General features: G+C 68.7%; 6 protein-coding genes and 2 pseudogenes. 4 read left to right on the top strand and 4 right to left on the bottom strand.

Going from position 1 to position 9,488, the window contains the following annotated elements:
- Positions 1 to 360: 360 nt before the first annotated feature.
- Together STRTUCAR8_RS41140 and STRTUCAR8_RS41135 are read right to left on the bottom strand one after the other, a co-directional pair.
- The gene (locus tag STRTUCAR8_RS41140; RefSeq protein ID WP_006382304.1) at positions 361 to 2,397 is read right to left on the bottom strand and encodes a glycoside hydrolase; all 2,037 of its coding nucleotides are present in this window, start codon (positions 2,395 to 2,397) and stop codon (positions 361 to 363) included.
- Between the two features lie 54 nt (positions 2,398 to 2,451).
- Entirely contained in the window at positions 2,452 to 4,086 is a 1,635-nt protein-coding gene (locus tag STRTUCAR8_RS41135; RefSeq protein WP_179200585.1) for a glycoside hydrolase family 43 protein, read from the bottom strand.
- A 469-nt stretch (positions 4,087 to 4,555) separates the two neighbouring features.
- Here STRTUCAR8_RS41135 and STRTUCAR8_RS41130 point away from each other — a divergent pair, with 469 nt between their 5' ends.
- The 3 genes and pseudogenes from STRTUCAR8_RS41130 to STRTUCAR8_RS54865 form a co-directional block, all read left to right on the top strand.
- Positions 4,556 to 6,202: a glycoside hydrolase family 27 protein gene (locus STRTUCAR8_RS41130; RefSeq protein ID WP_006382320.1), complete on the top strand. Its 1,647-nt coding sequence runs from the start codon at positions 4,556 to 4,558 to the stop codon at positions 6,200 to 6,202.
- A 122-nt stretch (positions 6,203 to 6,324) separates the two neighbouring features.
- Positions 6,325 to 6,510 (top strand): hypothetical protein, encoded by a 186-nt coding sequence (locus STRTUCAR8_RS54870; protein WP_234372676.1) that lies wholly within the window; start codon positions 6,325 to 6,327, stop codon positions 6,508 to 6,510.
- A 21-nt stretch (positions 6,511 to 6,531) separates the two neighbouring features.
- Positions 6,532 to 6,942 (top strand): annotated as a pseudogene (locus STRTUCAR8_RS54865) (family 43 glycosylhydrolase); the annotation flags it as partial.
- Positions 6,943 to 7,068: 126 nt separating this feature from the next.
- On the opposite strand, the pseudogene STRTUCAR8_RS54860 reads toward STRTUCAR8_RS54865, so the two are convergent.
- Positions 7,069 to 7,419: pseudogene (locus STRTUCAR8_RS54860) on the bottom strand (substrate-binding domain-containing protein); the annotation flags it as partial.
- Positions 7,392 to 7,766 carry a LacI family DNA-binding transcriptional regulator gene (locus STRTUCAR8_RS55280; protein ID WP_277814667.1) on the bottom strand — a complete coding sequence of 125 codons (375 nt, stop codon included), beginning with the start codon at positions 7,764 to 7,766 and terminating at the stop codon, positions 7,392 to 7,394. The gene STRTUCAR8_RS55280 and the pseudogene STRTUCAR8_RS54860, both read right to left, overlap by 28 nt.
- A 266-nt stretch (positions 7,767 to 8,032) precedes the next feature.
- On the opposite strand from STRTUCAR8_RS55280, the gene STRTUCAR8_RS41120 reads away from it, so the two are divergent.
- On the top strand, positions 8,033 to 9,370 hold the full coding sequence (locus STRTUCAR8_RS41120) for a ferredoxin reductase family protein (RefSeq protein ID WP_006382327.1): 1,338 nt from the start codon (positions 8,033 to 8,035) through the stop codon (positions 9,368 to 9,370).
- Positions 9,371 to 9,488: the final 118 nt, after the last annotated feature.

Below are 9,488 nucleotides of genomic sequence, written 5' to 3'. Positions count from 1 at the left end.
GGCGAGCGTCGCATACGAATATCGGCGGCGCTGAACGACCAGATCGCGCCACGCACGGTCCAGGTCACTGCGCGCGTCAGGCGGGCGACCTAATTTGCATGCGGCTGCGGAGCAGGCGTCTCGATGAACGTCATGGACTCTGGCGAACGCACCTGGCCTGGCTCCACCATCCCCGTACCGCAGGACAACCGCCCGGTCGGCCTTGGATCAGAGCCAACGACGCCAGGTGGCGGTTCGTCGCCGCCGTAGGCCGCACCCACCTCGTGGTTCCGGTGCCCACAGCGCCATCCCATGATCACCATCACAGCAACAAGGAGTTCTCATGTCGTTCCGCTGGGGCATTCCCCACCGCTCAGTCGGTCAGCAGGTCGAGTTGGTCTGGGTCAGGAGGCCGAGCCGCCACGGGAGGAGGTTGTAGTCACCGCCCGCGTTGGGATTCAGGCCCTGGTACAGGTACTGGAGCCGGCAGGAGGGAATGGTGAGTGTCTGGTCGTAGCCCGCGCGGATCATCTCGCCGTGGCTGACGTCCCGGGTCCAGGCGCCCGCGGGGAAGCTGACGTTGTTCGCCCGGGCGAAGGGATTGCCCTCGGACGCGGCGAGCTGCGTCCAGGAGCCGCCGAGGCCGGTGGCGGTCCAGGACCGGAAGTAGCGCCGCCCGTCGGAACCGATGGCCTCGACAAGGAGCAGGTACTGGTTGCTGCCCTGAACCTTGTACACGTTGCTCGCTTCGAACAACGCGTTCTTGGAGTCCTGCATCGCGATGACGGTGTTCGTGAACCCGTTCGGGAACTGGCCGACGGTGGTCTGCGAGCGGTACAGGTGTCCGTTGTCGTCGGAGGAGAACAGGTAGCAGTTGGCGCTGTCGCAGATCACCCACATGTCGACCCAGAAGCCCCTGCCGATGTTCTGCCGGATGATGTCCGGCATCGACGAGTAGAAGTTGCGCGGGGCGCTCCACCCGTTGGGGTTGCTGATGTCGGGGTTGGTGGAGAACGAGGCGTTGCCGGTCTGGTAGACGAGGTACCACAGGCGTTGCGGCGCGTTGTAGAAGACCTGCGGCGCGGCCCGGTAACCGGTCCCGATGGCGGTGCGGTCCAGGTAGTGGTGGGTGGCCGAGCCGGCCTGGGACCAGTCGCTGAAGTTCAGGTAGACCAGGTTGTAGCCGGAGCGGCTCGCGGTACTGGCGAACACGTGGTACTTGCCGTTGTACTGGACGACCGTCGGGTCCTTGAGGCCCGCGATGTTGTGCGTCGCGTCGGACTTCGGCCCGATCAGGGCGCCGCTGGAGCTCCACGAGTACCTGTTGGGCAGGGCGGCGGCGTCGCGAGTGCTGCTGCGCGTGGTGGCGGGCGTGCCGCCCAGCGTCGTCAGCGCCGAGTTGTACGCCTGCTTCCTGTTGCCGTTACGGTCGAACAGCAGCGGGTTCTCGTTGCTGCGCCAGGAGTCGCTGTCGCGGATGCCCCAGACCGTGATGCCGGTGCAGCGCGCCACGTTCATGCAGGCCCTGACCGTGTTCGCGTACGCGTTCGGCGACGCCTGAGCGATGTCCAGCTCGGTGATCTGGACGTCCACGCCGAGTGCGGCGAAGCTCGAGATCGTCGTCTGGAAGCTGCCGGGGGGACCACCGGCACCGAAGTGGGCCTGGAGGCCGACACAGTCGATGGGTACGCCGCGTGCCTTGAAGTCGCGCACCATGCGGTAGACGCCCTGGGTCTTGGCGGCGTTCCAGTCGTCGATGCTGTAGTCGTTGTAGCAGAGCTTGGCCCCCGGGTCGGCCGCCCGGGCGGTGCGGAACGCCTCTTCCAGGAAGCCGTTGCCCAGCACGTCCCGGAAGACGGAGCTGCGGAGCTGGCCGCTGCCGCCGTCGGCGAAGGCCTCGTTGACCACGTCCCAGGCGTAGATCTTTCCCTTGTAGTGGTTCGCCACGGTGTTGATGTGGTTGTTCATCACGGATCGCAGGGTGTTCGCGTCCCTGATGGAGCTGACCCAGCCGGGCAGTTGGGAGTGCCAGACCAGGGTGTGGCCGCGCATGCGCTGACCGTGGGACAGCGCGCGGTTGACGATCTGGTCGCCGGCGCCGAAGTTGAAATTGCCGCGGGACGGCTCGGTGGCGTCCCACTTCATCTCGTTCTCGGGCGTGACCATGTTGAACTCGCGGTCCAGGATGCCGGTGTACGTACGGTCGCCGAGCCGGCCCGCGGCCACGGCGGTTCCGAAGTACCGTCCGGACTGGGCCGCCTGGGCGCCGAGGGTGGAGGCCCGAACGGTGTCGGGCGCGGCGGGCGCGGCGGCCGAGGCGGGCGCGCCGGTAGCTGTCCCGGGTGTCGCCAGGACGGTCGCGGCCAGTAGGCCCAGCAGCGAGGCTCGGCGGGAGCCGAGCCGTTTGAGCGGGTTCATGTGTCTCCTGTCGGGATGGGTGGGGGGTTTGCGTGGTGCGATCGGTGGACCTCTTCAGGGCGTGGTCAGCTCGAACCGTGCGAAGCGGACGGCGCCGCCGAGTGCCTGCGTGGCGTGGTTGAAGAGGGCGAATCGGTAGCCCATGAAGAACCGCCAGTCGTTGCCCAGGGAGAAGGCGGGTCCGAGGCGGGTGAAGGTGGTGCCGTCGGTGCTGTAGGAGAAGGTGCCGGGGCGTCCGGAGCCGGGACGGACGTCCGCGTTCGCGCGCAGCCAGACGCGGCTGCCCGGGACGGCCGCGCTCGCGGCCTCGGTGCCGGTACCGGTGGTGTTCCAGTTGGTGTCCATGGTCAGCCCGTTGACCATCACCACCCGCGTCGTACCGCCGTCGCGCCTGACGCCGATCCAGGCGGAGGAGTCGCGCAGCAGTGCCAGTCCGGCCCGGTCGCCGTCCCGCATCGCCGAGAAGTCGAGCTGGGCGGTGGCGGTGGAGGTGGGGCCCTGGATGCGGTGGGTGAGGGTGTTGCGGGCCCAGTAGAGGTCGTTGGTGACCGTCGCGGTGCGTAGGGTCAGGCCGTTGTTCACCGACCATTTGGTGCTGTCCGGGTTGTGGTTCCACTCCCATCGCGGCTTGAGGGCTGTGCCGTCGAAGGTGTCGACGCCGGTCATGGGGGTGACCTGGCGGGGCGGCGGGGGCACGGTCGGGCTGGGATACGTGGTGCCCCACGCGCCGTTGACGAGTTGGACGACCGGCCAGCCGTCCGCGGTCCAGGTGACCGGCGCCAGGGCGGGCATCCGGCCACCGGGGTAGGCGTCGACGAAGGCGAGGTAGTACCAGGCGCCGTTCTGCGTCTGCACCAGCCCGCCCTGGTGCGGGACGCCACCGCCGGGGATCGGCCCGCGCAGGTCGAGAAGGACCTGCCGCATCGTGTAGGGACCGAAGGGGCCACTCGACGACTTGAGGATGTACTGGCCGTTGGCGGGGCGGGTCACGAAGATGTAGTACTGCCCGTTGATCTTGTAGAAGCGGGAGCCCTCCAAGGTGCCCACGCTCGATGGAGTGGTGAACACCTGCTGGGTCCGGACCTGGCTGCGGCCGTCGGGCGAGAGCTGGGCCACGCTGATCGTGCTGTTCCCGTACGCCACGTAGAGGGTGTCGTCGGTGTCGACGAGCAGACCCGCGTCGTAGTAGGCCGTGTTGATCGTCGTGAGCCGGTTCCACGGGCCCTCGGCGGCGGTGGCCGTGTAGAGGTACGTCCTGGCGAAGTCGATCTGGCCCAGCCAGTAGAACGTCCGGTTGCTCGGCCGGTAGGCCAGCGACGACGCCCAGATGCCCCGGACGTAGCCGCGGGCACCGTTCAGGTCGTACTTGGCGCCGAAGTCGAGGACGGGTACCGAGTGACCGGCGATCTCCCAGTTGACCAGGTCGTACGACCGCAGGACGGGCGCGCCCGGCGAGTAGTGCATGGTCGAGGCCGAGGCGTAGAAGATGTCACCGACGCGGATGACGTCGATGTCCGCGAAGTCCTGCCAGATCACCGGGTTCGTGAAGGTCGCCGCGGTCGCGAGGGACGGTCCTCGGTCGGAGGCGGCACCGGCCGCCGTGGTTGTGGGAAGCAGGGCGCCGGCGGTCAGGCCGGTGGCGGCCGTCAGGGCGCGGCGACGGGACAGGGCGTGATGGGTCCATGACATCTGCACGGGTGGCGTTCTCCTTCTGTGGCCCAGCCGTTGGTGGTGGGAGTTGTCCGGAGGTGCCCTGCTGGTTCGCTCGGAGCGACTGCTCTGTATACGAGATCTCGAACGCGGATCGGCTTGTCGGGATTCTGGATAATAGAAGGCCGGTGAATCCCGTCAATACCTCTCGCATGAATCGATGCCATCTTCGAAACATTCGAAGGCGGTTGATCCCATGTCGCCGCGGGCGAGTAGCCCCGAATGGTGGGTATATGCCAGCTTTCGCGAGTCCGTGTGGCCGGATTTTGGCGGCAGTGCGGTGATGGGTGTTGACATGTTCGGTGGCCTCTCTAGTATCCGCAGGACCTCGGTTTCCGAATGGCTCACGAAATTTCGAACCATCACTTCTCTGTAATCCAGTGTCATGGACGTGACATTGATCTTTCATGTCACCCGCTCATGGCGCCCTTCCGCGAAGGAGCCCTTGGTGCCCAGACGGTCAGGCGGACGACTGTTCCGCCTCCTCGCGACCCTCGTGCTGACGGTCACCGCGTCCGTGACGGCTTCCGCCCACTCCACCGCCTCGGCCGCGCCAGGCAGCCCGGCGCTCACGCCACCCTTGGGCTGGAACAGCTGGAACAGCTTCGGGTGCGGTATCACGGAGGCCCAGGTTCGCCAGGCCGCCGACGCGATGGTGTCCTCGGGCATGCGTGACGCCGGCTACCGGTACCTGGTGGTCGACGACTGCTGGTTCGACCCGAACCGCGACGCGGCGGGCAACCTGCGGTCCAACCCGACCAAGTTCCCCAGCGGGATGAAGGCGCTCGGGGACCACATCCACAACAAGGGGCTGAAGTTCGGCATCTACCAGGTGCCGGGCGAACGCACCTGCGCGCAGACCAGCGGCGGCTATCCGGGGTCGACGGGCAGCAGGGGACACGAGGCCCAGGACGCGACGACGTTCGCCTCGTGGGGCGTCGACTACCTCAAGTACGACTGGTGTTCCTCCAGCGGCACCCGCGACGAGCAGGTCGCGCGGTTCACGCTGATGCGCGACGCCCTGCGTGCCACCGGGCGGCCGATCGTCTACAGCATCAACCCCAACAGCTTCCACGCCATCACCGGCTCCACCTACAACTGGGGCGAGGTCGCCGACCTGTGGCGGACGACCGAGGACCTGCTCGACATCTGGCAGAACGGCAACACCAACAGCTATCCCATGGGCGTCGGCAACGTCCTGGACGTCACCGCGCCGCTGGCGGCACAGTCGGGTCCCGGACACTGGAACGACCCGGACATGCTGGTCGTGGGCCGTCCCGGTCTGTCACTGACCGAGTCCCGCTCGCACTTCGCCCTGTGGGCGCTGACGGGGGCCCCGCTCATGGCGGGCAACGACATCCGCACCATGTCCGCCGACGTGAGCGCGATCCTGCGCAACCCGCGGCTGCTGGCGGTGAACCAGGACTCGCTGGGCGCGGGCGGGCGCAGGGTGCGCGACGACGGCAGCACCGAGGTCTTCGCCAAGCCCCTGTCCGACGGCTCGGTCGCGGTCGGCCTGTTCAACCGGGGAGGCAGCACCGCGACGATCGCCACGACAGCGGCACAAGTCGGCCTGTCCGGTGGGTCGTTCACTCTCACGGACCTGTGGACCGGCGGCACGTCGAGCACGTCCGGACAGATCTCGGCGAGCGTGCCGGCGCACGGCGTGGCCGTGTTCCGGGTGACCGGCGGCAATCCGCTGGCCGCCACCACCTCCCGGCTGCGCGGTACCGGATCCGGCCGCTGTCTGGACGTGGACAACGCGTCCACCGCCGCCGGGGCCACGGCACTGCTCCGGGACTGCCACACGGCCGCCGACCAGCTGTGGACCACCTGGGCCGGCGGCGAGATCCGGGTGTTCGGCGACAAGTGCCTGGACGCCTACAACCAGGGAACGGCCAACGGCACCCGGGTCATCACCTGGACCTGCAACGGCCAGGACAACCAGCAGTGGACCGTCGGCTCCGACGGGTCGATCCGCAACGTTCACGCCGGGCTGTGCCTGGACGCCGACCGGGCCGGCACCGCCAACGGCACCTCGCTCGTCCTGTGGGCCTGCGACGGCCGGGCCGGCCAGAAATGGACTCGCGCGTGAGGGGCGTAGCGCACCGCTCGACAGCTCAGCCACCAGCAGGCGTCCACCGGACGCCATGATGATCGCAGCTCGACCGTTGCCCCCCCACCGGTACGAGGCTCACCCGGGCAGCCGCCTGGGTGATGGGCCTCCTGCCGGCGTTCGCCGTTCTTCCCGCCGCGGTGCAGCCCACCGCGGCCAGGGCCGACAACCCGATCGTGCGGCACGTGTACACCGCCGACCCGGCCCCGCTGGTGTACCACGGGCGCGTCTACCTCTACACCGGGCACGACGAGGACGGCTCCGCCTACTTCACCATGAAGGACTGACGGGTGTGGTCCTCCGCCGACATGGTCAACTGGACCGACCACGGCTCGCCGCTCAGCCTGGCCACCTTCAGCTGGGCGCCCAAGGACGCGTGGGCGGGACAGGCCGTGCAGCGCAACGGCCGGTTCTACTGGTACGTGCCGGTGACGAACCGGGCGACCGGCCGGATGGCCATCGGCGTGGCGGTGTCGGACAGCCCCACCGGACCGTTCCGGGACGCCCTCGGCCATCCGCTGGTGGAGAACGGAGAGTTCGACCCGACCGTCTTCATCGACTACGACGGCCAGGCCTACCTGTACTGGGGCCATCCGAACCTGTGGTACGTCAGGCTGAACACCGACATGACCTCCTACTCGGGCAGTCCCACCAGGATTCCGCTCACCACCGCGGGGTTCGGCACCCGTATCGGCGACGCCAACCGCCCCCCGCTGTTCGAGGAAGGGCCGTGGGTCTACAAACGGGGCGGTCTCCACTACCTGGTGTTCGCGGCCAAGTGGCACCGGCTGTACGAGCCGACGCCGGTCCACGCCGCTGCGGGCGTTGATGACGGCGATCAGCAGGTCGACCGCTTCGGTACCCATCCGGTCCGGGCGGAGGCTGAGCGTGGTGACGGGCGGGGTGGTCGTCGCGTAGTCCGGATCCTCGCTGACGCACGCCACCAGCAGGTCCCGCGGTACCCGAAGCCCATGGCGGCGGGCGGCGGCGAGGATGTTGTGACCGGAGTCGGAGTAGACGCCGATGACAACGTCCGGTCGTGGATCGCGGTCCAGCAGGCGGCCGACCGCCTCCTGTTCCGCCGTGAAGTAGTCGGGCAGGGAGGCGCACTCCTCGACGAGTGCGGGCACGTCGCGTCCGTCGCACCAGGACCGGTAGGCGTGTTCGATCAGGCGCGGGTACTCGTCGTCGTGCAGGGGCAGGGAGAGCCCGATCCGCCCGCCGCCGGCCTCCGTGAGATGGTCGAGGAGTACGCCGTCATGGTCAGGCCGAGCACTCCGGTGGCGCCGCGGGCGAGGGCCCGGGCCGTGCTGGCAGGGGCGTAACCGAGTTCGCGCGCCGCGGCGAGCACGCGCTGCCTGGTCGTCTCGGACAGCCGGCCGGTGCCGTTGACCGCGTTCGACACCGTGGCCGTGGACCTCCGGCGTGTGCGGCCACGGCGCTGAGCGTGGGACACCGCCAGGCACGCGAACTCTCCATGCGCACCCCGACAGTGCCTGTGTTTCCCAACAGCCCTGTGACCGCTTGTGGTTAAGAACTTCATCACTCAGCGTACCCGTCGACGGCGACCCGTACGACGGCCGCCGGGTGAGGAGCGAGCGGGTGGCAGATGTTCACGTGCGGTCCGCTCGACCAGCGTGCTGAACGCGGAACGAGAACAGTGCAGGCCAAGTAGGGCCAACTTTGCGCCAGTTCCGTATTCTTGCCCCGCCCAGGGGCCGCATCGCATCGGGACGTCCGGATCCCCGCCATCTCGCGGGTGCCGGCGCCATTACGTCACATGGACAAGAATTGACAAGAGGGGAAGCGGTGGAGGCAACGAGTACGCAGGTGCGAGAGGGCACCACACCTCCGGTCGTCGCGGCGCGGAGGGCGCTGTGGACGTTCGCCATCATCAACCTGGTGATCGTCGAGGGCCTGTTTCTCACCGCCGGGTCCGGCAAGAACGGGGTGCTCACGGTCGCCAAGTTCTTCGGCCTGCACGCCGCGGTGCTGATGCTGTTCCAGCTGCTGCTGGTGGCCCGGCTGCCGTGGCTCGACCGCCGTATCGGCATGGACCGGTTGACGGTGTGGCACCGGTGGGTCGGCTTCACCCTGTTGTGGACCATCCTCACCCACGCCGTGCTGGTGGTGCTGGGCTTCGCGGAACTCGATGACGCGTCGATGACGAAGACGTTCTCCGCACTGGCCGGAGTGCCCGCCTCCCTGCTGGGGATGGGGGCCGCCGCGATCGTCGTCGTGATCGGCGTGGTCTCCGCCCGACAAGTGAGACGGCGGCTGCGCTACGAGACGTGGCACGGCGTGCACCTGCTGCTGTACGTGGCGTTGGGGCTCGCGTTCGTCCACCAGTTGCAGGAGACCACGACCTTCAGCTCATCCACGCCCGCGATGCTCTACTGGTGGGCCCTGTGGGTGTTCGCGTTCGGTGCCCTGATCACGGGGCGGATCGTGATGCCTGTGTGGCGCAACGCCTATCACCGATTCGAGGTCACGGCGGTGGTGCCGGAGTCGGACGGCGTGGTTTCGGTGCATGTCACCGGTCGCCACCTCGACAGGCTGCCGGCCAGGGCGGGCCAGTTCTGCATCTGGCGGTTCCCCGGGCACAACCACTGGTGGCTGGCCAATCCCTTCTCGCTGTCGGCGGCACCCGACGGCCGCACGCTGCGCCTGACCGCCAAGGCGGTCGGCAGCACCAGCGCCGGCCTGCTGCATGTCCCGGTCGGGAGCCGCGCGTTCGTCGAGGGGCCGTACGGGGCGTTCACCGCGTTGCACCGAACGCGGCCCGGTGCGCTCCTGATCGCCGGAGGAGTGGGGATCACGCCGGTTCGAGCCCTGCTGGAGGAGGAACCGGGCGACGACGTCGTCGTGCTCTACCGGGTGCGCAGCGAGGCCGACGCCGTGCTGGTCGACGAGGTACGGACTCTGGTCGCGGGCCTCGGTGGGCGACTGCACCTGCTCACCGGCCGCACGGGGGAGGGAGGCCCGCCGTTCGAGCCGGCGAGTCTCCGTGCCCTGGTTCCCGACATCACCGAACGCGACGTGTACGTCTGTGGCCCGCCCGCGATGACCTCGGCCGTGCTCAGCGCCCTGCGCACGCTCAAGGTCCCCCAACTGCAGGTGCACGCCGAGCGGTTCGGCCTGGCCTGACGGCGCCGAGGCTCCGGTGGGCGCACCCACCGGAGCCTCAAGTGCCCTTATCCCGGCGCAGCCCCCCAGGGACGGGTAGGGGCGGCGGGGCGAGACAAAAAGCCGCAGCCCGCCGATG

It is taken from the genome of Streptomyces turgidiscabies Car8 (assembly GCF_000331005.1).
GTDB lineage: Bacteria > Actinomycetota > Actinomycetes > Streptomycetales > Streptomycetaceae > Streptomyces > Streptomyces turgidiscabies.
This window is presented reverse-complemented; position numbering and strand designations above follow the sequence as displayed.